The organism is Sphingomonas sp. IBVSS2, assembly GCF_002127225.1.
Classification (GTDB): domain Bacteria; phylum Pseudomonadota; class Alphaproteobacteria; order Sphingomonadales; family Sphingomonadaceae; genus Sphingomonas.
In genome coordinates, this window is record NZ_NFUR01000006.1 from 82751 (window position 1) to 105276 (window position 22526).

The window sequence follows — 22526 nt, forward strand, 5'->3', positions numbered from 1 at the left end:
AAGCTAGCGGAAATGTCCTTAAGACGAGACTAAGCTTTTTCGCGTGCGCCCTCAACCGCCGCGGCGAGCGTGGCGAAGGAATATATCGCAACCGCAGCAAGGCCGATCGTGGCGAATCCCGCCAGCGCGAACGGCGTCAGGATCAGCAGATGCGCCGAGGGGCTGGACCACCAGCGCTTCGGCCGGGAGGGCGCGCGCTCGACGAGCAGTTGCGCGGCCATGGCCATCAGGGCGAGCACCGGCGGCGTGGTGCTGGCCGTGGCGGCGAACTCGCCCCAGCCGATGAGCAGCGCGACCAGGGCAAACAAGGCGAAGATCGCCCATTCGAGCAGGCGCGCGCGCTTGTCCTCGCCGCGCAGCACCGCCATCGCCGCGCCGGTGGCCAGCGTCGCGGTGCCGACCAGCGCGGTGACGGTGCCCGCACCCGGCCAGCGCATCGCGGTGAGGACCAGCGCCAGCGCGGCGATCGCGCCGCCGGCGATGCTCAGCGACCAGCCGGGCACGTTGCGGCCCACCAGCTCGGGCAGCGCGATCCGCGCGGCGCGGGTGAACACCCAGCGATCCGCCCAGTCGGTGCGTCGCTCGGTAAGCGCGGCGAGCACGCCGGTGTTGCGCGCCGCCAGCCCCTCGACGCTGCGCTCCACCGCATGGCCGCTCTTGAGCCAGCCCGTAGCGAGCGGCACATGTTCGGCGCCGGATTGCGCGGCGACGCGCAGCAGCGCCGACTGGAAGTCGTAATCCTCAGGCATCTGCGCGATCTGGGCGAGCTGCTCCACGGTGATCCGGGCGACGCCGGCCCAGCTGTCGCGCATGTCGAGGCGCTCGATCGCCGCGGGCGAGGCCGGGTCGTCGGTGACGAGCAGCGCCTCGCCCCCCACCGTCGCCATCTTGTCCATCACCGGATCGGTGGTGACCAGCCCGTCGGCCATCACCAGCACCTGCGCGCCGGGCGCGATCTTCTCGGCGGCTTCCTCGGCCGAGCGGACGATCTCGATCCGGGGGTGGCGCTTGGCGGCGCGATTGACCGCTGCGAGCAGCGCCGGCGTCATCTTGCCGACCGCGACGAGCACCTGCTCCGCCCCGGCGCCGAACAGCAGCCGCGCCTGATATTCGAGCAGCGTCATCCCGCCGAAGGGCAATGTCGCCATCAGCGTCCCCGGGCGGCCTTCGGCCTCCTCGACTGCGAATATGAGCCCCGCGAGCATCCTGGGGTGGTTAAGGGGTTCACGCACGACAATCAAATCCCGCTGCTTCCCCTCCCTGGAAGGGAGCGAGGTCAGTACATCAGATGCGGCGCCCGCACCGCTTCCCAGGCCGCCTCGTCCGGCGCGGCACGCGCGTCGAGGTCGCCCGGCTCGGCCCCGGCATCGTCGACCCATTCGCGCAGGTCCGGGCCGCCGTTGATCACGTCGATCGCAAGCTTGTCGAAGACATATTCATAGGGGAAGTCGCGCCACAGCGGGTAATCGCCATAGAGCTTGCGGATCGCCTTGAAGCCCAGCGCCTGGAGGCGCCAGGGGCGGAACGCGGCATGGTCATAGGCCTGCCCCTCGGCATGGATGAACACGCCCGAGCAGAGCTGGCCGACATGCTTGTGGAAGGTCGGCTGGAACCAGAGATCGCGCAGCGTGCAGCCGGCGAGCCAGGCAGGGGCCAGCGCACGCATCTCGGCGATCACGGCCTTTGCGTCGATGTCCGGCGCGCCGAACAGCTCGAGCGGCCGCGTGGTGCCGCGCCCTTCGGAAAGCAGCGTCCCCTCCAGCATCACCGTGCCCGCATAGGCACGCGCCATGTTGACGTTGGCGGCATTGGGGCTCGGGTTGATCCACGGCCGTTCGGGCGGCCAGCCGAAGCCGGGCGCGGCATCGGGCTGCCAGCCTTCCATCGCGATCACCCGATAATCGACGTCCAGCCCGAACTGGGCGATGAACCAATGCCCCATCTCGCCCAGCGTCATGCCGTGGCGCATCGGCATCGGCCCGGCGCCGACGAAGCTCTCCCAGCCCGGCAGCAGCGTCGTGCCCTCCACCGGCCGGCCGGCGGGATTGGGCCGGTCGAGCACCCACACGCTCCTGCCGTGCGCCGCCGCCGCCTCGAGCACATAGAGCAGCGTCGTCACGAAGGTGTAGATGCGGCAGCCCACGTCCTGGAGGTCGACCAGCAGCACGTCGAACGTGCCCATCGACTGGCCGGTCGGCCGGCGGACCTCGCCATAGAGGCTGAACACCGGCATGCCATAGGTCGGATCGGTGAAGTCGGGCGACTCCATCATATTGTCCTGCAGGTCGCCGCGCACGCCGTGCTGCGGGCCGAACACTGCCGAGACGTCGAGCCCGGCGGCGACCAGCGCATCCAGCGAATGGGTCAGGTCCGCCGTGACCGAGGCGGGGTGCGCCAGCAGCGCCACGCGCTTGCCCTGGAGGGGGCGACGAAGCTCAGGGTCGGCGAGCAGCCGGTCGATGCCGAATTTCATGGCGCAGCAGGTGCCGGGAGTTCGGCGGCGAAGCAAGCCGGATCGTCGCACCCAACCGGCGGGCTATCCCGCCGGCACCTCGATCACGAAGCTTCCTGGCGCGTGGAAATCGGGCGGCCCCGGGGCGTGCGCGGCGGACCAGTAGGATTTGGCGCCGTCCGCCTCCTCGGTCACCGCGGTGATGGCGACATGCCAGACGCCCTCCGGCAGCCCGCCCAGGTCGACCTGCACGCGGATGCCGTCTTCCAGCGGCTCGATCAGCGGCGCGGCGAGCGGCTGGTCGCGCATGCCCTCGCGATACCCGTCGAACCGATAGGCCGCCCATTGCGTGGAAGGCGCGAAATTATACTCGAAATAGCCCTCGCCGCCCGCCGGCTTCACGAACAGTTCGAAGCAGGTGTGCTTCCATAGCGCGTCGGTCCGCTCCGGCAGGGCGGGCGCCGGCAGCTTCGGCATCCGTCCCCTCACGCGATAGGCAAGGACGCTCGGGCCGCGCCGGATATCGGCGGTGACTTCGACGCCCTCCACCGCATGCGGCGGATATTCGGGATGCGGGACCAGCAGGACTTGGAGCGACATGCCCCTGCCCTAGCCCGGTTCGTCCGTTCGGCGAAACCCGTTCAGAACCGGAAGCTGACCCAGCCGGACAGGAAATCGGAGCTGCGATACCCCGCCCTGGCGAGCGACGGGCCGGCCGCCAGATGCTCGTACCGGCCCGTGACGGACAGGCGCGGCGAGATCGTCCAGACCAGCTGTGCCCGGCTCACATCGGCGATCTTGCGATCCGCCACCTTCTGCGTGCCCGCAAAGGGCTGGCCATTGGCGCGGTACACCGCGTCGCGCGCATCGTCGCGCCAGGCCAGCTCATATTCCGCCGTCAGCCGCACGCCCTTCACGGGCGAGAAGGCCAGCGTCGGCGCCACCGTGATCAGGTTCGAGGGGGTCAGGAACAGCTGGTAGCTGTAATAGATGTTGTTGCCGAACGGCGCATAGGCGTTGCGCAGCTTGCCGTCGCCATAGCCGCCGCCGCCGCTGGCATAATCGGCATGGAAGCCGATGCGCGGCGCAGTGGCAGCCTTGCCGAGGCGATAGCTCTGGGCGAAGAATGCCTGCCAGGCATCGATGTCCTGGCCGATATAGCGGCCCCATTGATGGTTGACCGACCAGTCGATCGCGACTCGCCCGACATCGCCCCACAGCCGTGCGCCGGCATAATAGCGCCGTGCAGGGCCCACTCGGCCGCCCCAGGCGCCCACATCGTTGCGCCGACGCCAGAGAAAGGGATCGAAATAGAGCTTCGAGCCGCCCAGCCAGCGCTTCGGCAGCGCGACGCCCAACGTCACGCCCGAGAAGCGGCGCGCGGGATCGTTGACGTCGTCGTCGGGCCCCAGGTCGCCGTAGGCGGTGGGCCGCAGATCGAACAGGTCGACTCGTAGCCAGCTGCTCCGCGCCCAGGCCCGGACGCCGTTCAGCGTATAGCGGATCGTGTTGTTGTCGCGCTGCGAGACCAGCAGGTTGGGCCCGTCGGTGAATTCCTGCCGCCCATAGCGCGCGCCGATCGCCACCCCGCCCAGTTCGGCGGTCGCCTCGGCGAAATATTGCTGGAAGACAAGGTCGTTGCGCAGCGAAGCAGCCGGCACGCCCAGTTCCCGTCCCGAAATGCCGCCATGTGCGACTTCCCCGTACAGGCGCAGATGCGGCCCCAGATGGAGGTCAGCCCCGGCGACCAGCCGGTTGATGTCCTGCCGCTGATGCGGTGCCTCGCGCAGCCCCGGATTGCTCGTCAGGTTGACGCGCAGCCGCGCTTCGCCGGACAGCGTCAGATAGATGTCGCCATCCTTGTCGAGCGGCAGGAACTTCAGCCGGTCGAGCGGATCGTCGCGCCGCGCCGGATCGCGCATCGCCTGCCAGTCCTCCGCCCAGCGCGACAGGCTGTAGCCGCCGGGGACCGCGCCGTCGCCCGCCGCCGCCGCGGGATAGCTCCCGCCGCCCGCCTTGTCCTGCGGCGCCGGGGCCGGGGCCGGAACCTCCCGGACGACCTGCGCCGCCGCCGCGCCGCCGGTCAGCAGCATGGCAAGCGGCACGGTGCCGCCGGCAAGCGTGCGCAGCGCTATGGGCACGGGATCGAATCCTCTCTCGGATACTCGGCCGGTTTCGTGACGGACGATGTTGATGTCCGGCCATTGTACAGCCACTCGCCAAACCCCGCCGCCCGGCAGGCCATCCGAGGAAATTCACATCTTCACAGATACTTACTCATGTCACTCTTTAAGTGACACGCTCAAAGCGTGCGAATCTGGTGACGCACTTTCTCGTTGCTGTGCGAAAATCCGCACATTCTCCGCACCTGCCGCATGTCCTACCCGGGGATGACGCGCCCGCGCGCCTCGGCTATGCGGCGCGCATCATGACCGAATTCAAGTCCGATCTGCTCCGCCTGCTCTCCACGCGCGGTTACATCCACCAGGTTACCGACCCGGAGGCGCTCGACGAGCTCGCCACCAGGCAGATCGTGCCCGGTTATATCGGATTCGATCCCACCGCGCCTTCGCTGCACGTCGGCAGCCTGGTCCAGATCATGCTGCTGCGCCGCCTCCAGCAGGCCGGCCACAAGCCGATCGTCCTCATGGGCGGCGGCACCGGCAAGATCGGCGACCCTTCGTTCAAGGACGAGGCGCGCAAGCTGATGACCGACGAGGTGATCCGCGCCAACGTCGCCTCGATCAAGACCGTGTTCGAGAAGTTCCTCACCTTCGGGGACGGCCCCACCGATGCGGTGATGGTCGACAATGCCGACTGGCTCGACAAGCTGGAATATATCGCCTTCCTGCGCGACATCGGCCGGCATTTCTCGATCAACCGGATGCTGAGCTTCGATTCGGTGAAGCTGCGCCTCGACCGCGAACAGTCGCTCTCGTTCCTCGAGTTCAACTACATGATCCTCCAGGGCTATGATTTCCTGGAGCTGTCGCGCCGCGCCGCCTGCCGCCTGCAGATGGGCGGATCGGACCAGTGGGGCAACATCGTCAACGGCATCGAACTGGCGCGCCGGGTCGACGGCACCGAAGTCTATGGCGTCACCACGCCGCTGATCACCACGGCCGATGGCGGCAAGATGGGCAAGACCATGTCGGGCGCGGTGTGGCTGAACGAGGATCAGCTTCCGGCGTTCGACTATTGGCAGTTCTGGCGCAACACCGACGATCGCGACGTCGGCCGCTTCCTCCGCCTGTTCACCGACCTGCCGCTGGACGAGATCGCCCGGCTGGAGGCGCTGGAGGGCGCCGGGATCAACGAGGCCAAGAAAATCCTGGCCAATGAGGCGACTGCCATGTGCCGCGGCCATGCCGCCGCCGAGGAAGCCGCCGAGACGGCCCGCAAGGTGTTCGAGGAAGGCTCTGCCGGCGGTTCGTTGCCCACTTATGGGGTGGCGGGCGGCAGCATCGCCGTGGTCGACGGGCTGATCGCGCTCGGCCTCTGCCCTTCCAAGGGCGAGGCGCGCCGCAAGATCGCCGAGGGAGCGATCCGCGTCGACGATCAGGTGGTCAGCGACCCCGCGCTCGAGATCGCCGTGGCCGCACCGGTCAAGCTCAGCTTCGGCCGGAAGAAGCACGGGATGCTGGTGCCCGCATGACATTCCTCCGACAGGCCTGATAAGTCGCTGTTAAGCGTCTTCGTTGCAACGAGATTCACGCGGTAACGGTATCAACCGCAGACGTACCTCAAGCGTTTCATGAGGCCGTGCGTGAATTTTGGATCGAACCTGGCTTATTCGGAGATCCGGCGGGAGGGACGTGAAGACGTCTATTACCGCGCGCGCGCCTTCGGCCCCGATGCGAAGCAGCTGAACTTCATCATCGTCAACATCTCGCCGCACGGCCTGATGGCGCGATGCGACGATGCGTTCGAGACGGGCGCGCGCATCCGCGTGGTGCTGCCGCATGCCGGCACCGTGGTGGCCGATGTGCGTTGGGCGCTGGGCGGCCGGATCGGCTGCCAGTTCGAACGGGCGATCGATCTCGCCAGCTATTACGAGCTGATCTCGACGATGGTGAAGGCGAAATAGGCGCCTTCCCCATTCCGGCGACCGGAATGCCGGGGCCCTATCGCAACTGGCGCCAGACGCGATCCGCGGCCCTGCCGAGCGCCAGCGGCAGGGCGACGGCCAGCAAGAGGATCACCCAATGGGGCATGTCCAGGCGCATCGCCGCCAGGGCCCCTTCGTAAACGACCGCCACCAGGCCGATCCCGACCACCAGCAGCCCTGCCGCCAACCACCATGACCTATGCATAGAGGCCTCTCTTCATGTGCCTGACGGCCAATATAGCATGGATGCGGGGTTCGGGCATGCGTTGATGCTTGATGCGCGCCTGACGTGCCTCCCCGTCACCCGATCCCGTTCACGGCGGTCATTCGCCCTCCTCGCGGTCTCGGGAGACGCCGACCCTGGGGAGGGAAAGAGGAAGAAGTAGCAGGGACAGCGCATAGGCATATTGGGTCAGGGTGACGCCAATATCGAAGGGGAACCAGATGGTTGGAATACCCAGCTGAGCAAGTTCGTTGACGAACAGGGCAATCGCGATCAGCGACATCGTCGCCAAAGCCAGCATCCTGCGTTCGCCTCGCACGGCTATCCGCACGGCGATGGCCGCGAACAGGATGATGAAGACGATGCGAGCCGTGGCAATGAGGACGGCCAGATGCGCGATGGCCCCGACCACTCTCGCCACCCATGCCGCGACGGCGCAACCCAGGACGACCGATCGATCGCGCCCCTCGGCCAGCGCGTTCCATGCAGCGGTCCAGGCAAACATGGCAAGCGGCGAAAGGACGACCGCATTCTGGCGGTCGAGAGTGGACGCGTCGAGCAGGTCCGTCCAGGCCGAGATCGCATTGCCCAGGCGAAGACAGGCCGTCGCGACAAGGGCGATCGCCAGCCATCGCGCAAAGTTCGGCCTGGCGGTCGATGGCGCAACCGCGAGCGCCGCGCCGGCGAGCAGAACCATCAGCACCGGCAGCGCGATCTCGACGATATAGCCGGCGATGGTTCGCATCCACTGCGCCCGATACAGTCTCTCGCCAAAGGCTGCCGTGGCAAGCGTCGGAACGCTCCTCAGCCCGCCGCTGATACGGTTGCGGCCGAGACCCGGCTGCATGAACGTCCGGATCGCCAACACGCCGTCGCGCTGGCCGGCAAACCGCGGAAGCGCGGCCAGAAAGGGCCGGGCACCGATGACTTTCGGGTCGGAGCCGAGCTTGCCGATGCCTCCGATCGGTTGGCCGTTCCAGAACATCGCATAGCCGTCGTCGACCATGGTCGGGCCGAGCAGCACCAGATCCCCCTGGGCCGGCAAGGTGACCCGCCGGCGATACCAGCCATAGCCTTCGAGATCGGGGTGCCCATGGGCTCGCCAACCGGCAAGCCATCCCGGCAGGCCGACATCATCGTCGCGATTGCCCGGCAGCGATACCAGGTCGAGCCGATCCCAGCTGCGATCGTCGATCTGCGGATCGGCCCATTTCGGGTTGTCGCCGGGATGGAAGCGCCAGGTGCCGTCCAGGGCGATCGCCGGACCGACCGGATCGGGGCGGCCGCCGATTGCAAGCATTGCGACCACCATCCCCAGTACGATCAGCGCCAGGATGCAGAACGAAAGCATGAGCCGTCTCGACAAGCCGACCTCCCCAACTGCGGCATGGCGCCCCATCGCCATGGATGGATATTCTAACCGTTTATACGGTTATGTTGTGGAAATGGCGCCAGCAAGCGAAAAGAAGGACCATGGCAGAGCAAGCGCGCGTTTCGGCTGGGATCGGGGGCAGCCTGGCACTGGAGTTCGCCAACACGGCGGGCTGGCATCTGGCCCAGCAGCCGGTCGAACGGCTCGGAGGCTGGCGCGACCTGGTCCGCTGGGCGGTAGAGCTGAAGCTGGTCCAGCCCGACCAGATGGACGACCTCTCGGGTGCAGCGGTCGAGATCGGACCGGCGCTCGATCTGCGAGAGGCGATCTTTCGGATCGGCGTCGCGGTGGGCCGCGGCAACGCGCCCCAGGAAAGCGACCTGAATGCCGTCATGGCACAGGCCTCCGCCCCCCCGCCGAGCGCGATCTGGTCCGGCGGATCCCTGTCCTGGCGATTCCAGCGCCAGAGCGCCTTGCCGCAATTGCTCGGCATCGTTGCGCGCGATGCCGTGGCACTCCTGGCCAGCGACCGCGCTACCAGGCTGCGCCTGTGCGCAGGCAGCGATTGCGGATGGCTCTTCCTCGACGAGAGCCGCGGCAAGCCGCGAAGGTGGTGCTCGATGAGCGATTGCGGCAACCGTTCCAAGGCGCGGCGCGCTTATGCCCGGCGCAAGGGCTAGTGCCCGGCGCAAGGGCTAGCGCGGAGCCCCCCTTTCTGGATGAAGCGCCTCCCCATCAACAAGATGCCGCGCGACGATATCATGATCGGCAATAGTAATTCCTATATTCTTGCAAATTACGTATATCTTCTTTCCATTTAACAACACACCATTCAGCTTGCATAATATCGTTCAATGAGAAGCATTGACTCCCACTAAAGGAGGGATGCTGAAATGAAGGTATATATTGCAGGAACGGCATTGTTCGCGATGTCTGCCTGGGCGGCGCCGGCTTCGGCCGACCAGGTCCACACCTTCTCCAACGGTTGCACGCGCACATGCTCGGGCACCTGGATAAACGGATCGCTGCCGGGATCGGTCGCCTGCTACAACAAGGACGGGACCCCGGGCACGGTGGGTCCGCTGAACTGCCCGAGCGGCCCTGAGAAGACGTTCAGCCCCAATATCTTCGATGCAGGCGGCATTCCGCTGCCCGCGCGCGCGATCAAGGCGACGCCGCGCCGCGCCGACTGAGCGGAGCCGGACAGCCGCCGCCGATCCGTCGGCGGCGGCGAACCCGCGCGCATCGATCGCTCGGCCCCGCCCCTATCCCGCCCGCAACAGGCTCACCGCCGCGTCGCGCTCGAACAGGTAGAGCGCGATCCGCGCCGCCTCGCCCCGCGCGGTGTGCAGCGCGCGGTCCTGGTCCTCCAGCAGCCGGGCATCGGCATTCGCCGCCGCGATCAGCGTCGCAAGGCTTTCGGGCGTCGCCAGGCGGAAGGTCTGTTCGCCCGATTGGCGGGTGCCGAGTATCTCGCCCGCGCCGCGCAGCTCCAGGTCGCGCTCGGCGATCAGGAAGCCGTCGGTGGTGTCGCGCATCAGCGCCAGCCGCGCCCGCGACGTCTCGCTGAGCTTCTCCCCGCGCAGCAGGATGCAGTGCGACTGCCCGCCGCCCCGGCCCACCCGCCCGCGCAGCTGGTGGAGCTGGGCGAGGCCGAACCGGTCCGCCGCCTCGATCACGATCAACGTGGCGTTGGGCACGTCGACGCCCACTTCGATCACCGTGGTCGCCACCAGCACGCCCAGCTCGCCGCCGGCGAAGCGCGCCATCACCGCATCCTTCTCCGGCCCCTTCATCCGGCCATGGACGAGCCCGACCTTGTCGCCAAACCGCGCGGTGAGCGTGGCGGCGCGGTGCTCGGCGGCGGCGAGATCGGTCTTCTCGCTCTCCTCCACCAGCGGACACACCCAATAGGCCTGCTTGCCCGCGTCGAGATGCCGGCCCAGCCCGGCAATCACCGCATCGAGCTTGTCCTCGGAAATCACCGTGGTCTGGATCGGCTGGCGACCGGGCGGCATCTCGTCCAGCCGGCTCACGTCCATCTCGCCATGGCTGGCCAGCTGCAGCGTGCGGGGGATCGGCGTGGCGGTCATCACCAGCAGGTGCGGCGGCACCTGCGCCTTAGCCTGGAGCATCAGCCGCTCGGCCACGCCGAAGCGATGCTGCTCGTCCACCACCACCAGCCCCAGATCGCGATAGGTGACGCCCTGCTGGAAGATCGCATGCGTGCCCACCAATATGTCGATCTCGCCGGCGGCGAGCCCCATCAGAACGGCCTCGCGCACCTTGCCCTTGTCGCGCCCGGTGAGGATCGCGATGCGGATGTCGAGCCCGGCGAGCAGGCGCGAGAGATTGTCGTAATGCTGCCGGGCGAGGATCTCGGTGGGGGCCAGCATCGCGCCCTGTGCCCCCGCCTCGGCGGCGATCAGCAGCGCCATCGTCGCCACCAGCGTCTTGCCCGCGCCGACATCGCCCTGGAGCAGGCGGAGCATCGGCTGGCTCTGCGCCATGTCGCCCTCGATCTCGCGGATCGTGCGCGATTGGGCGCCGGTGGGCGTATAGGGCAGCCGGAGCCGGTCGCGCAGCCGCCCGTCGCCGGTGAGCGGCCGGCCGCGCTTGGCCCGCGCCTCGCCACGCACCAGCATCAGCGCGAGCTGGTTGGCGAAGACCTCGTCATAGGCGAGCCGTTCGCGCGCCTTGGCGTCGGCAGGGTCGGCATGGATGCGGACCAGCGCGTCCTTCCAGCCCGGCCATTGGTGGCGGTCCTTCAGGCTCGGCTCGATCCATTCGGGCAGTTCGGGGGCGCGCGCGATCGCCTGCGCGGCCAGCGCCGCGATCCGCTTGGAAGTGATCCCCTCGGAACAGGGATAGATCGCCTCGCGCCCACCGCCTTCCGCCTCTTCGGGCAGCGCGACCTCGGGATGCACGATCTGCAGCTCCTGCCCATATTGGTCGAGCCGGCCGGAGACCCAGCGCTTCTCGTTCAGGGGGAGCAGTTTCTTCGCCCAGCCGGAATTGCCGCCGAAGAAGACGAGGCTGGCATGGTTGCCGTGCGCGTCCACCGCCTGCACCCGAGCGGGGGAGCGGGCGCTGCCGCCGAAACGATATTGCACCGGGGTCAGCTCGATCGCGATGACCCGCCCGGCGTCGGACGCCGCCAGGGCGTCGCGCGGGATACGGTCGATGAAGCCGGTGGGGAGATGGAAGGCGACGTCGACGACGCGCGCCAGCCCCAGCCGCTCGAGCGGCCTGGCCAGGGCCGCGCCGATCCCCTTGAGCGCCGTGACTTCGGCGAAGAGCGGATTGAGGATCTCGGGACGCATGGCGCCCGACCTAATCCCTGCAATGGCGCGCCGCTAGAGGGCGCGCGCGGGATCAGGCGGCGCTGCGCACCGGCGCGATCGCCTGGCCGGCCGCCTCGATCGCGGCATGGACTTCGGTCACGGTCGAGCCGACCACCACTTCGTGCGCGCCGTCGAACGAGAGCACGCCGACATCGGCGCCGGCCATGTTGATCGTCGCGACCGTGCGCACCGCGGCGATGTTCACCAGGATGGGGTCGCCATTGATCGACTTGAGCATCACGAAACGCATTTTTGGACGGCCTTTACGCTAAGTATCTGTCCATCATAGCAAGATCGCCGGCCGGGCGGGCGGAAACGGCCGATTAAGTTGCGGCTGGCGTTCGTTTGCGCGGCAACCTATCTGGGGAAGCGTATCCACCATTTTCGCCGACACGCATTTTTTTGCGCTGCCGGCCATTTCCCGTTGAGGACCGAATGGACCGCGAAACCCGTCTCAAGCGCCTGCGCTTCCGCGCCTGGCACCGCGGCGTCAAGGAAGCAGATCTGCTGATCGGCGGCTTTTTCGACCGGCACGGCACCGGCTGGAACGATGCCGAGATCGACTTGTTCGAGGCCCTGCTCGAGGAACAGGATGTCGACATCATGGCCTGGGCGATGGGCACGCAGCCGGTGCCCGAATGTTATGCCGGCACGGTAATGACTGCCCTCAAGACATTGAACTACGTGCCGATTTCTCGCTGAGCCCGAATGCCCGACCTCAAGACCATCCTTTCCGCGCAAAAGCCCCTCACGCTGTCGGGCGCGCCTGCCGGCTTCCTTCCCTGGATGCTGGCCGATCTCGCACGCATCGGGCGACTGACCGTGTTCGTCGCGCCCGACGAGGCGGCGATGCGCGCCGTGGCGGGCACCGCCCCCTATTTCGCGCCCGAGCTAGAGGTCCTGGGCTTCCCCGCCTGGGACTGTCTCCCCTATGACCGCGCCAGCCCCACCCTGCGCGTCATGGCCGAGCGGCTGGCGACGCTCCATGCCCTTCAGGTCAAAAGCGAAAAGCCGCGCCTGCTGGTCACCACGGTCAACGCCGCGACGCAGCGGACGCTGACGCCCTTCCGCATCCGCCAGCTCGTCGCGCGTCTGGCGCCCGGTGAGCGTATCAGCCTGGAAAAGCTCGGAAACCTGCTTCAGGCAAACGGCTATGTCCGTGTCGACACAGTGAACGACGCCGGCGAGTTCGCCGTCCGCGGCGGCCTGGTCGACCTGTTCCCCTCGGGCGCCGAACAGGCGCTGCGCCTCGATTTCTTCGGCGACGAGATCGAGAGCGTCCGCACCTTCGACCCCGCCGACCAGCGCACCACCGGAAGGATCGACGGCTTCACGCTCCTTCCCGCTTCCGAAGCGCTGCTCGACGAGGAATCGGTCAGGCGCTTCCGCACGCGATATCGCGAGAAATTCGGCGCCACCGCGACCGGCGATCCGCTCTACCAGGCGATCAGCGACGGTCGCCGCCTCGCCGGCATGGAACATTGGCTGCCGCTGTTCGAGGAGCGGCTGGAGACGCTGTTCGAGCATCTTCCCGGCGACGCGATCCTGATCCGCGACGCAGGCGATGCCGGCGCTGCCGAGGCGCGGTTCGAAGCGATCGCCGACTATCAGTCGAACCGCGTCCGCGCCCAGTCGGCCGATCCGGGCAGCTATCGCCCGCTCGCCGCGGATGCGCTCTATCTCGTTGCGAACGAATGGGAAAGCCGCCTTGTCGACTGGCCGGCGCATGTCAGCACGCCTTTCCACGAGCCCACCAGCGCCACCGTCCTGGACTTCAACGTCGATGGCCCGCGCGACTTCGCACCCGAGCGCGCCGCCGGCACCAACGTCTATGAGGCGGTGGTCGAACATATCGCCAAGCTACGGAAATCGGGCAAAAAACCGGTGCTCGCCAGCTATTCCAACGGTGCCCGCGAGCGCCTGACCGGGCTGCTCGCCGATCACGGCCTCAAGACCGCGCGCAAGGCGGACAGCTGGCACGAGGCGATGGGCATCGCCGACAGCGCGGTCGCGATGATCGTGCTACCGCTCGATCACGGCTTCGCCGCGCCGGACGTCGCCGTGCTCACCGAGCAGGACATGCTGGGCGATCGCCTGGTCCGCCGCTCGAAGCGCCGAAAGTCGACCGACGCCTTCCTCAACGAACTGGCGACGCTCTCGCCGGGCGACCTGGTCGTGCACGTCGATCATGGCATCGGCCGCTATGAGGGCCTGACCCAGATCCCCGTGCAGAAGGCCCCGCACGACTGCGTCGCCCTAACCTATGCCGGCGGCGACAAGCTCTATGTGCCGGTCGAGAATCTCGAGGTCCTGAGCCGCTACGGCGCGGGCGAGGAAGGCGCGGCGCTCGACCGGCTGGGCGGCGAGGCCTGGCAGCGGCGCAAGAGCCGCATGAAGGAGCGGATCCGCGAGATCGCGGGCGAGCTCATCGCCACCGCCGCCAAGCGCGCCACTCGCCCCGCCGAAATCGCCGAGCCCGATGCGGGTGGCTATCCCGCCTTTGTCGACCGCTTCCCCTATGAGGAGACCGACGACCAGGACCGCGCGATCGGCGACGTGCTCGAGGATCTCGCGGCCGGCCGCCCGATGGACCGGCTGATCGTCGGCGATGTCGGCTTCGGCAAGACCGAGGTGGCGCTGCGCGCCGCCTTCGTCGCGGCGATGGCCGGCATGCAGGTCGCGGTGGTCTGCCCCACCACTCTGCTCGCCCGCCAGCATTTCAACAATTTCACCCAGCGCTTCGAGGGGTTCCCGATCAAGGTCGGCCGCCTCTCCCGCCTGGTCGGCTCGACCGAGATGAAGGCGACCAAGGATGGCGCCGCCGACGGCACGATCGACATCGTCGTCGGCACCCATGCGGTGCTGGCCAAGGGCGTCGAGTTCAAGCGGCTCGGCCTGGTCATCGTCGACGAGGAGCAGCGTTTCGGCGTCACCCACAAGGAGCGGCTGAAGGCGATGAAGGCGGACGTCCACGTCCTCACCCTCACCGCCACGCCGATCCCGCGCACGCTGCAAATGGCGATGTCGGGCCTGCGCGAGCTCAGCGTGATCCAGACCCCGCCGGTCGATCGCCTGGCAGTGCGCACCTATGTGATGCCCTGGGACCCGGTGGTGCTGCGCGAGGCGCTGCTGCGCGAGCATTATCGCGGCGGCCAGGCCTATTTCGTCACGCCGCGCATCTCCGACCTGCCGGAGATCGAGGAATTCCTGCGAAACGACGTGCCCGAGATCCGCTATGTCGTCGCGCACGGCCAGATGGCGGCGGGCGAGGTCGAGGAGCGGATGTCCGCCTTCTACGATCGCAAGTACGACCTGCTCGTCTCCACCACCATCATCGAGAGCGGCATCGACATCCCCAGCGCCAACACGCTGATCATCAACCGGGCGGACAAGTTCGGCCTCGCCCAGCTCTATCAGCTGCGCGGCCGGGTCGGGCGCTCCAAGACCCGCGCCTATGCCTATCTGACCACCCCCGCCCAGCGGCTGATGACCGAGGCAGCGGAGAAGCGGCTCAAGGTGCTGTCCGACCTGGAATCGCTGGGCGCCGGCTTCCAGCTCGCCAGCCATGACCTCGACATCCGCGGTGCGGGCAATCTGCTCGGCGACGAGCAGTCCGGCCATATCAAGGAAGTCGGCTACGAACTCTACCAGTCGATGCTGGAGGAAGCGATCCTCGACGCCAAGGCCGGCGGCCTGCGCGACGAGCGCCCGCGCGACCTGAGCCCGCAGATCACCGTCGATGCGCCGATCATGATCCCGGAGGACTATGTCCCCGATCTCGACCTGCGCATGGGCCTGTATCGCCGCCTCAACGAAGTGGAGGACCGCGCCGGCATCGAGTCCTTCGCCGCCGAGCTCATCGACCGGTTCGGCAAGCTGCCCGAAGCGACCGAGAACCTGATCACGCTGATCGAGGCCAAGCTGAACGCCAAACGGGCCTGCATCGCCAAGCTCGACGTCGGCCCGAAGGGTGCGCTGGTCAGCTTCCACGACGACAAATTCCCCAATGTCGACGGCCTGCTCGCCTATGTCGACAAGCTGGAGGGCACGGCCAAGCTGCGCCCCGACATGAAGCTCGTCATCACCCGCGCATGGGCGACGCCCCAGGCGCGCCTCAACGGCGCGCTCCAGCTTTCGCGGGGCCTCGCGAAAGCGGCGGGATAGACCCGCGCTTCCATCGCCGGAGCCTTCGACGCACGCCGCCCATCCGGCGGGCGGCGCACCGAGCGGCGGTTTCCGCGGCACCCGGTATTTTTGCGTAGTTGCGCATACTGGAACTCCGTCCAGGATGCAGGCGAAATGGTGCTACTCGGCGCAATGTCCGGACCGCCTGCCTCGTGGTGTTCAGGCGGCCCTGGGTCATCGCGCGGCTTCGTCGTGTTGAAGCCGATCCGATTTCGCCGGTTTCGCGTTGAAACGAACAGAACAGGGCTGCGTATCTGGCCGTGACCAATGGGATTGAGGCAGGCGAGACCCTGAACGGGTCCGCTCGTGAGGAGCGAGGCTTGAGGGAGCCGGACAGTTTCGAGCAACGCCGATTGTTGACCGAAGCGATGGCCCGGTTGTCGCATGCGACCTCGATCGACGAGTTGGTCAACGTGCTGCGGGAATGCGCGCGCACGATTGCGCGGTGCGATGGCGTAACCGTCATCCGGCGCGAGGGCGACAGCGTCGCCTATGTCGCGGAGGACGCGATGACCCCGCTCTGGGCCGGCGAGCGTTTCCCGATCGAGAATTGCATATCGGGCCTCGCCATCCTCGAGGCGCGCCCGATCCATATCCCCGACATCTATGACGATCCGCGCGTTCCCGTGGACGCCTATAGGCCCACCTTCGTACGCAGCATGTCGATGTATCCCATCGGGCTGATGGGGCCGAGCATGGCAATGGGCGCCTATTGGGCGGAAGCAGGGCCGATCGATCCGAGCACCAGCGCGCTGCTGGCCAGCCTGGCGCGCTATGCCGGCGTCACGCTGGGCCGGGTCACCCATGGCAAGGGCGCCGATCCGGCCTGAGGTCAATGGACCTGGAGGCTGTCCTCACGTTCCCCTTCCAGCTCGTCCGCGGAGAATTTCTCGCGCTGCATGCTGAAGCCGCCGTGAACCCAATCCACTTTCCAGTTGCCGCTCGCCTCAGTGCCCCGGTCGTCCACGCTGCCTTCGTAGAAGACGGCGTGATTCCAATCGCCGTGATATTGCTTCACGAACTGGATGCGCGCGCCGCTGCGCCGCCCCGCCACCGTGGCGCTGCGCAGGCCGCCCTGCCCGTCCCGTTCGCTGATGCTGCCCGAGAAGACGCCGCCGGTCTCTTCCAGCAGGGCAATGAAGCCATTGTCCTGCCCATCGACGCTGCTGACATAGCGGCCGTACCAGACACCGCTCAGGTCGCGCGGGTCGCTCACCCCCGGCTCACCAGCTGGGCCAGCGCCGGCACGTCGATCGGGGCCGAGCAGAGAAATCCCTGGAAATATTGACAGCCTTCCTTGGCAAGCAGATCGAGCTGCTCGGCGGTCTCGACGCCCTCGGCCACCACCGCCAGTCCCAGCGAGCGCGCCATGTCGATCACGCCCCGCACCACCACCCGGTCGCGGGGCGAACCGGTGATGTCCTGGCTGAGCTTCTTGTCGATCTTGAGATAGTCGAGCGGCAATGCCTTGAGATAGGCCAGGCTTGAATACCCCGTGCCGAAATCATCGATCGCCACCCGGCACCCTGCCGCCCGCAGCAATGTGAGCAGCCGTGCCGCTTCGCCCAGGTCCGACATGATGCCGCTTTCGGTGATCTCCACCGTCAGGCGATTGCGGGGGAAGTTGCTCGCATCGATCCGCCCGAGAAGCGCATCGACGAAACTTGCCCGCGCCACGTCGGCGGCAGTGACGTTGATCGAAAGCCGCAACTTGCTCAGCGACATCGGCCAATTCGCCGCCGCCGCCAGCGCGCGACGCTGGACATGGTCGGAGAGCGTCGCGTCGAGCCCTGCCCGTTCCGCGGCCGCGAACAGCGTATCGGCACCCAGCTCGCCGAACTCGGGATGGTTCCAGCGGGCCAGCGCTTCCACCCCGACGATCTGCCCCGTGGCGATCGAGACCTGGGGCTGGAACAGCACGCCGATCTCGCCGCGTTCCAGCGCACGGTGAAGATTGTCGACGAGCAGATCGACCGGTGGCGCGCCCTTCTCCAGCGGCACGTCGCCGAGCAGCGCCTCGCTGGTTCGGCGGAGCAGCGCCGCTGCAGTGTCGCCGGCAACACTCTCCCCGGTCACCAGCCGCGCCCCGAGCGGAGCGATGTCGCCGCCCACCACGAAAGGCCGGGCCAGCGCGTCCTCGAGCCGCGCCACCGCGGCCCCGATCCTCGCAGCATCGGCATCGTCGCTGGCGGCCAGGAATTCCGATCCGCCGATCCGCGCGACGATCGCGCCCTTGCCCAGCGTCTCGCGCACGACTTCGCCCACGCGGCGCGAGACGCTGCGCAACAGCTCGTCTCCCACGGCCCGGCCATAGGCGGTGTTCACCGTCTCGAAGCGCGTCAGCCCGATCAGCACGACGCCCACGCGGCAGCCCTCCGCAAGACGCCGGTCGATCCAGCGGCGCGCGCTGGGCCCGTCGCGCGCGCCGGTGAGCGCGTCGCGCACCGCCGCATTGGCGTCGGGCGCCACGCCCAGGGCCTCGACCAGCGCATGCAAGCGGTTGGTCTGCGCGTCGTACTGAAGATGCTGCACCACGCGCCCCACCCCGGCCAGGTCATGTGCAAAGGCAGTGGAAGGCGTGGCCGCATCCAAGCGGCGCAGCGCGCTGCGCGCCAGCGACCGATCCGCCGGATCGAGCCGGGCGAAGAAGGTCCGCGTGCCCGGCGCCTCGGGCAGGCCCAACAGGCTCGCCAGCGCGGGCGTGAGCTGGAGCGAGCGCATCGCCGGATCGAATCGCCAGCCGAGCGGCTCGGGCGGCCCCTTTTCCTGCCCGTTCCATCCGGAGAGCCGCTCCACATGCCGCTGGGAGAAGCGGATCGCATGCGCCATCGCCGCCGAGGACATCGGGCTGGACAGGAAGTGCGTGGCGCCGGCGTCGAAGAAGTGGCGCATGTGCACCGTGTCGCTCTGCGAGACCAGGATCAGCATCGCCGCGCCATGCGCCTCGATCGTCGGCCCCAGCACCCTGGCCGCGTCCATCCCCTCCGAAAGCGCGCCGCGCGCATCGATCACCGCGACGGCGGCTCCGCTCGACAGGAAGCGCCGCTCGAGCGCATCCGAGCGCCGCGCGGCCACCACCCGCCAGCCGCCCCCCGCCGCGGCCGCGGCGACTTCGTCGCGCTGGCGAAAGCTGAGGACGAACACCGGGGCCGCATCTGCGTTGGCGCTTTCGATGACTGTGAAATCTTCGGACATTCCACTCTCGATAACGCGAACGCTTGCCCACCGCCATCATCATGCGTAACTCGTCTTGCATGGCAGCCGCGCCCGCCTTGATCGACGCCCATGGCCGCGCGATCCAGTATTTGCGCATTTCGGTCACGGATCGCTGCGACTTGCGTTGCCGCTATTGCATGTCCGAGCATATGCGCTTCCTGCCGCGCGGCGCGCTGCTGCGCCTCGACGAGCTCGCCCTGGTCGCCGACCGTTTCGTCGCGCGCGGCGTGCGCAAGATCCGCCTTACCGGTGGAGAGCCGCTGGTCCGCGGCGATACGATGGCGCTGGTCCGCCGCATCGCCCGTCATCTCGGCGCGGGTCTCGATGAAATCACCCTCACCACCAACGGCACCCGCCTCGCCGAACATGCCGAAGCGCTGCGCGCGGCCGGCATGCGCCGCATCAATGTCAGCCTCGACAGCCGTGATCCCGAGACCTTCCGGCACATCACCCGGCATGGCGACTTGTCGAAAGTGCTGGCCGGCATTGCCGCCGCGCAGGCCGCCGGCCTTGCGGTCAAGCTCAACATGGTCGCCTTGAAGGGCCTCAACGAGGACGAGATCCCCGTGATGCTCGACTGGGCGGCGACCAGGGGCATGGATCTCACCCTGATCGAAACCATGCCGCTCGGCGAAGTGGACGAGGATCGCGTCGATCGCTTCCTGCCGCTCACCGGCGTGCTGGCCGCGCTCCGCGCGCGCTTCGAACTGATCCCCGATACGCATCGCACCGGCGGTCCCGCCCGCTATTGGCGCGTTGCGGGCACCGGCACGCGGCTGGGCCTGATCACCCCGCTCAGCGCCAATTTCTGCGACGGATGCAACCGCGTCCGCCTCGCCAGCGACGGAAAGCTCTATATGTGCCTCGGCCATGACGAGGGCGTGGACATCAAGGCCGCGCTGCGCGGTGGCGATCTCGACGAAGCGATCGATGCCGCGCTGCGGCGCAAGCCCGCCCGCCATGATTTCCGCATCGCCGCCGGCGCGGCCCCGGCCACGCGCCGCCACATGAGCGTCACCGGCGGATGAGCCAGCTCCGCGCGCTCGTCGTCTCGCCCACCGAACCCGCCCAGCTCGCCGCCGACGAGTTGCGCGAGGCGTATGAATGGGTCCCCCTCGAACAGGCCGAGGCGATCGTTGCCCTGGGCGGCGACGGCTTCATGCTCCAGACCCTCCACAATCTGCTGGAGAGCCGCCGCAGCGTTCCGGTGTTCGGCATGAATCTCGGCACGGTCGGCTTCCTGATGAACGACTGGCGGCACGAACGGCTCGACGAGCGGCTCGCGCGGGCCAAGCCGTTCAAGGTGAGCCCGCTCAGGATGAACGCGATCAATGCCGCCGGCGAGCGCTTCGAACTGCCGGCGATCAACGAAGTCTCGTTCCTGCGCGAAACGCGCCAGACGGCGAAGCTCGAAGTCACCGTCAACGATCGCGTCGTGCTGCCTGAGCTGGTGTGCGACGGCCTGCTCGTCGCGACGCCCGCCGGCTCCACCGCGTATAATCTGTCGGTCCAGGGCCCGATCCTGCCGCTCGGCTCGGCGATGCTGGCGATGACGCCGATCAGCCCGTTCCGTCCGCGGCGCTGGCGTGGCGCGATCCTGCCCGACAAGGCTCGCATCGCGATTCGCGTGCTGGAGGCGGACAAGCGGCCGGTGAGCGCCGTGGCGGACCAGCGCGAGGTGCGCGATGTCGCCCGGGTGGAGATAGAGATCGACCACCACCGCGACCTCACGCTGCTCTTCGATCCGGAGCATGCGCTGGATGATCGGATAACGATGGAACAATTCGTCGCCTGACCCCTTGCAATCCGCGAAAACCCGCTGCTATAGGGCCGCCTCCGCCGCGGTTCGCCGGGCGGAAACATGGTGATCCCTGATAGCTCAGCGGTAGAGCTCTCGACTGTTAATCGAGCGGCCGTAGGTTCGAATCCTACTCAGGGAGCCATCCTCCAGCACAGCGCGAGATAACCGAAACCCAGGCTGGGGTTTCGCTGTTCCCTCCACGCCTTGTGCTGATCTGAAGCGTTCTTTCGCTCTCGATTGGAGTAGAGAAGCGCTGCTCTGCGAGAAGCTCCCCGCAGTGGCCGCTTGGGAGCAATCTGCCACTTGCGATCTCCCTGCAGGACCGTCCGACGCCGGCGGCCGTGCCGAGGCCGATCGAAGTCGCCGATTTCAGGGCAAGAACCGGAGTTCGAGCCGACCGGCGCCGGCCTAGTCGGGTGTCGAGGCCATCGAATTCCGTCGATGCACCTCGCGCAACACTCGACGAGGACTCGTTTCAATGAGCAAGGAAGAAGACAACAAGGCCGTCGTCGGCCGCTGGTTCACCGAATTCTGGGGCAAGGACGTCGATCTTGCCGTCGTCGACGAGATCGCCGCGCCCGACATGCTGCTCCAATATTCGCTGCATGCGCCGCGCCGTGGCCGCGACGACATCAAGGCATTCATGACCGATTTCCGCGCGGCCTTCCCCGATCTCCATTTCTGGGGAACCGCCGATCTGATCGCCGAAGGCGATTATGTCGTCGGCCAATGGCGAGGCGGCGGCACGCATAGCGGCCCGGCCTTCGGCGACTTCCTGATCGGCGACCTGCCGGCTGCGACCGGCCGCAAGATGCACTTCACCGGCACCACGGTGCTCAAGGTGCTCGACGGCAAGATCGTCGAGGAAATCGGCCTGGACGACGGTGTCGCCGCACTCACCCAGCTCGGCCTGATCGAGGCCGCTGCCGGCGGCGCGGGCGCCTGAGCCGCCTGGCGGGGCATGCCCCCGCCCCCCGGTGGGGCCGCGCATCTCGGTGCGGCCCCATTCGGGGTTCTCCATATTCGACGGACGACGAGTGTCAGAACCTTCCCCGGATACCGACGCGGAACCGGCGAAAGGCAATCTCGCACCCATTCACGGCATCCTCGGCTTGAATGGCCGGGAGATTGGATATCCGATCCTGGCGAATGCCGTTCGGAGCATTGGCCCGTGATGGCGAACAGCCAGTTGACGCCTCCGCATCGACGCCGCGAGCCACCCGGCCCGACCGAAACCCCCATGTCATATCGAACGCATATGCATCTCTCCCGATGGCTTCGAGTCCTGCCCATTTGAGTGCGCAACGCATTGGCCTGCTTGAATATGTGGGACGGCAGGTCCACGACTCGGCGCTGAGCGAGGACATTGTTCAGGAAGCCTATCTCCGGCTGCTGATCTTCGAAGCGAAGCCGGACAATAGCGTAAAGAATGCACCCGCCCTGCTGCGTCGCATCTCGCTGAATCTGGTCAGGGACCATTTCCGCCGAGCCGGCCGGGCTCCGCTCGTCGAACTGTCCGACGCGATCCCCTGCCCCCAGCCGATGATAGATCAGCAATTGGCGCGCAAGCAGCTGATCGAGCTGATCGCGAGCATCCTCAAGACCATGCCCTCCCTCAGGCGGGAAGTCTTCATTCGCCGGCGGGTACGCGGACAATCGGCGAGCGAGGTGGCCTTGGCCTTGGGCCTTTCCCCCAGCGCCGTGAGCAATCATGTTGCGCGCGCCATATTCGATCTCGATTCGGCGATCGAGAAGATCGAGAAGAGAGGCGGCCCTGTCCGAGACTAGCTCCATAAAATGGGAAGCGGCGCAGTGGATCGAGCGG

Annotated in this window: 21 protein-coding genes and 1 tRNA gene; 12 read left to right on the forward strand and 10 right to left on the reverse strand. The window is 67.5% G+C overall.

Annotation, left to right across the window (positions count from 1 at the left end):
- Positions 1-29 precede the first annotated feature (29 nt).
- The 4 genes from CAP40_RS17755 to CAP40_RS17770 all read right to left on the reverse strand — a co-directional run bounded on the left by CAP40_RS17755 (position 30) and on the right by CAP40_RS17770 (position 4545).
- Positions 30-1232 (reverse strand): hypothetical protein, encoded by a 1203-nt coding sequence (locus tag CAP40_RS17755; RefSeq protein WP_256924340.1) that lies wholly within the window; start codon positions 1230-1232, stop codon positions 30-32.
- 44 nt (positions 1233-1276) lie between these two features.
- The gene (locus tag CAP40_RS17760; protein ID WP_086130891.1) at positions 1277-2473 is read right to left on the reverse strand and encodes an exo-beta-N-acetylmuramidase NamZ domain-containing protein; all 1197 of its coding nucleotides are present in this window, start codon (positions 2471-2473) and stop codon (positions 1277-1279) included.
- A gap of 63 nt (positions 2474-2536) precedes the next feature.
- The gene (locus tag CAP40_RS17765) at positions 2537-3052 is read right to left on the reverse strand and encodes a DOMON-like domain-containing protein (RefSeq protein WP_086130892.1); all 516 of its coding nucleotides are present in this window, start codon (positions 3050-3052) and stop codon (positions 2537-2539) included.
- A gap of 41 nt (positions 3053-3093) precedes the next feature.
- The gene (locus tag CAP40_RS17770) at positions 3094-4545 is read right to left on the reverse strand and encodes an alginate export family protein (protein WP_086130988.1); all 1452 of its coding nucleotides are present in this window, start codon (positions 4543-4545) and stop codon (positions 3094-3096) included.
- Positions 4546-4880: 335 nt separating this feature from the next.
- Here CAP40_RS17770 and tyrS point away from each other — a divergent pair, with 335 nt between their 5' ends.
- Positions 4881-6107, forward strand: a complete 1227-nt coding sequence (gene tyrS, locus CAP40_RS17775; protein ID WP_086130893.1) for a tyrosine--tRNA ligase — start codon at positions 4881-4883, stop codon at positions 6105-6107.
- A gap of 111 nt (positions 6108-6218) precedes the next feature.
- The gene (locus CAP40_RS17780) at positions 6219-6539 is read left to right on the forward strand and encodes a PilZ domain-containing protein (RefSeq protein ID WP_256924342.1); all 321 of its coding nucleotides are present in this window, start codon (positions 6219-6221) and stop codon (positions 6537-6539) included.
- Between the two features lie 37 nt (positions 6540-6576).
- Here CAP40_RS17780 and CAP40_RS17785 read toward each other — a convergent pair whose 3' ends face one another.
- The gene (locus CAP40_RS17785) at positions 6577-6765 is read right to left on the reverse strand and encodes a hypothetical protein (RefSeq protein WP_086130895.1); all 189 of its coding nucleotides are present in this window, start codon (positions 6763-6765) and stop codon (positions 6577-6579) included.
- A gap of 118 nt (positions 6766-6883) precedes the next feature.
- Entirely contained in the window at positions 6884-8149 is a 1266-nt protein-coding gene (locus CAP40_RS17790; RefSeq protein ID WP_179188346.1) for a glycoside hydrolase family 2, read from the reverse strand.
- 107 nt (positions 8150-8256) lie between these two features.
- On the opposite strand from CAP40_RS17790, the gene CAP40_RS17795 reads away from it, so the two are divergent.
- Positions 8257-8835, forward strand: coding sequence for a CGNR zinc finger domain-containing protein (locus tag CAP40_RS17795; protein WP_179188347.1), 579 nt, complete (start codon positions 8257-8259; stop codon positions 8833-8835).
- A gap of 213 nt (positions 8836-9048) precedes the next feature.
- The gene (locus tag CAP40_RS17800) at positions 9049-9348 is read left to right on the forward strand and encodes a hypothetical protein (RefSeq protein WP_144034414.1); all 300 of its coding nucleotides are present in this window, start codon (positions 9049-9051) and stop codon (positions 9346-9348) included.
- 72 nt (positions 9349-9420) lie between these two features.
- On the opposite strand, the gene recG is transcribed toward CAP40_RS17800, so the two are convergent.
- On the reverse strand, positions 9421-11478 hold the full coding sequence (gene recG, locus CAP40_RS17805) for an ATP-dependent DNA helicase RecG (protein WP_086130899.1): 2058 nt from the start codon (positions 11476-11478) through the stop codon (positions 9421-9423).
- 52 nt (positions 11479-11530) lie between these two features.
- Positions 11531-11749 carry a hypothetical protein gene (locus CAP40_RS17810; protein WP_086130900.1) on the reverse strand — a complete coding sequence of 73 codons (219 nt, stop codon included), beginning with the start codon at positions 11747-11749 and terminating at the stop codon, positions 11531-11533.
- A gap of 185 nt (positions 11750-11934) precedes the next feature.
- On the opposite strand from CAP40_RS17810, the gene CAP40_RS17815 reads away from it, so the two are divergent.
- From CAP40_RS17815 to CAP40_RS17825, 3 genes are all read left to right on the forward strand, one after another.
- On the forward strand, positions 11935-12201 hold the full coding sequence (locus CAP40_RS17815; protein ID WP_086130901.1) for a succinate dehydrogenase assembly factor 2: 267 nt from the start codon (positions 11935-11937) through the stop codon (positions 12199-12201).
- 6 nt (positions 12202-12207) lie between these two features.
- On the forward strand, positions 12208-15663 hold the full coding sequence (gene mfd / locus CAP40_RS17820; RefSeq protein ID WP_086130902.1) for a transcription-repair coupling factor: 3456 nt from the start codon (positions 12208-12210) through the stop codon (positions 15661-15663).
- Between the two features lie 389 nt (positions 15664-16052).
- Entirely contained in the window at positions 16053-16514 is a 462-nt protein-coding gene (locus CAP40_RS17825; protein WP_179188348.1) for a GAF domain-containing protein, read from the forward strand.
- 2 nt (positions 16515-16516) lie between these two features.
- On the opposite strand, the gene CAP40_RS17830 is transcribed toward CAP40_RS17825, so the two are convergent.
- Together CAP40_RS17830 and CAP40_RS17835 are read right to left on the reverse strand one after the other, a co-directional pair.
- Positions 16517-16900 carry a hypothetical protein gene (locus CAP40_RS17830; RefSeq protein WP_086130904.1) on the reverse strand — a complete coding sequence of 128 codons (384 nt, stop codon included), beginning with the start codon at positions 16898-16900 and terminating at the stop codon, positions 16517-16519.
- Positions 16897-18879: a bifunctional diguanylate cyclase/phosphodiesterase gene (locus CAP40_RS17835; protein ID WP_086130905.1), complete on the reverse strand. Its 1983-nt coding sequence runs from the start codon at positions 18877-18879 to the stop codon at positions 16897-16899. The genes CAP40_RS17830 and CAP40_RS17835 overlap by 4 nt, the downstream gene beginning before the upstream one ends.
- Positions 18880-18938: 59 nt before the next feature.
- On the opposite strand from CAP40_RS17835, the gene moaA reads away from it, so the two are divergent.
- From moaA to CAP40_RS17860, 5 genes are all read left to right on the forward strand, one after another.
- Positions 18939-19928, forward strand: coding sequence for a GTP 3',8-cyclase MoaA (gene moaA, locus CAP40_RS17840; RefSeq protein WP_256924345.1), 990 nt, complete (start codon positions 18939-18941; stop codon positions 19926-19928).
- A complete protein-coding gene (locus CAP40_RS17845; RefSeq protein WP_086130906.1) occupies positions 19925-20695 on the forward strand; it encodes an NAD kinase in 771 nt (256 codons plus the stop codon). Before moaA ends, CAP40_RS17845 begins: the two co-directional genes overlap by 4 nt.
- 73 nt (positions 20696-20768) lie before the next feature.
- Positions 20769-20843: transfer RNA gene (locus CAP40_RS17850), tRNA-Asn, on the forward strand.
- Between the two features lie 336 nt (positions 20844-21179).
- Entirely contained in the window at positions 21180-21647 is a 468-nt protein-coding gene (locus tag CAP40_RS17855; RefSeq protein WP_086130907.1) for an ester cyclase, read from the forward strand.
- A 326-nt stretch (positions 21648-21973) separates the two neighbouring features.
- Positions 21974-22489, forward strand: a complete 516-nt coding sequence (locus CAP40_RS17860) for an RNA polymerase sigma factor (RefSeq protein WP_179188349.1) — start codon at positions 21974-21976, stop codon at positions 22487-22489.
- Positions 22490-22526: the final 37 nt, after the last annotated feature.